1 protein-coding gene is annotated in these 1,015 nt (G+C 33.2%); it reads left to right on the top strand.

The genetic code is table 11. The annotated features are described in order from the left end of the window. Positions 1–34: 34 nt before the first annotated feature. Complete coding sequence (locus FHG05_RS18260; protein WP_140999564.1) at positions 35–889, top strand: hypothetical protein; 855 nt, start codon at positions 35–37, stop codon at positions 887–889. Positions 890–1,015: the final 126 nt, after the last annotated feature.

Genomic DNA, 1,015 nt, shown 5'->3' with positions numbered 1-1,015 from the left:
CGTTATAGGGCATTTTAAAAGACGACAGTAACAGATGAAAATATTAGGACTGACAATATCATTTTTACTTCTTTTTACTTCATGTAAGGAGACAAAAAAAGAGACTTTTGACCTAAACTCATTTCCAAAGGAGTGGGTTAGACTAACAGACAAGGAAGGAAAACTTGTTGTATATAATTCTTGTGACGCAGGAAATTTGTTGTTGACAATTTCAAACAACAGAGACCATTTTGAATTATTACTGCACGGACAACAAGAAGATTATGACTTTGAAATATTGGAAACAACTCTACTAAATGACACGATTTTCTTAAAAGCAAAATGGAAAGGCTCTAACGAAAAACAAGACTTCAAATTCTTTTGGGCAAATAAAGTAAAAGGCTTAGGAAGGTTTATTACAACATATTCAAGCGGTTTTACCGCAGACAATTTATTTGTAACAGGAGACAAGCAAACAAAGTTTGAGAAATTTAACCAACCTTGCCGAGAATGCTGGGGAGAAGAATGTGATGAAATTGAAAAGGACATAGAAAAAAAAGACAAACCTATTGAAGCTATTAAGGAAGTATTTGAGGACTATGTTCAGAATCAAGAATCAACAGACTCTCAAGACAACAAAGATTTAATGATCAACAGCCTTAAATTACTTGACAAGGTGACAGAACCTAACGAGTTAGAAATTTTAATAAATGTTTGGATGTATTATGACCCGACAGATTTTCCAAGCAGAGATTTAGTTATTAATGTTTTACAGAAAAATCGTTCAGAAAGTATCCAAGCAATAAAAATAAGAATAAATAACAAAAAAGAATGGGAAACAGATGATACTGCTCCTTATTCTGAACTCAATTATTTATTGAAACAACTTGAATCGAAAAACGCCCTATAACAGCCGTTTGTAGCAATTGCTAGGCTTGGCTTGTGTTCGGAATTTTCTCCGAAAATTCCATAAGGAGTTTTGTACTTGTAATCTTTTGTTATAAATTTACGCAACTGCCACAAGCGGCAACACGTT

This window comes from Flavobacterium profundi (assembly GCF_006491645.1).
Lineage (GTDB): Bacteria > Bacteroidota > Bacteroidia > Flavobacteriales > Flavobacteriaceae > Flavobacterium > Flavobacterium profundi.
The sequence above is the reverse complement of the archived record's forward strand: the minus strand, read 5'-3'. Positions and strand labels throughout refer to the sequence as shown.

What these genes read in the sequence shown, in the direction of transcription:
- FHG05_RS18260 (WP_140999564.1), top strand. Translation starts at nt 35, where the DNA reads ATGAAAATATTAGGACTGACAATATCATTTTTACTTCTTTTTACTTCA.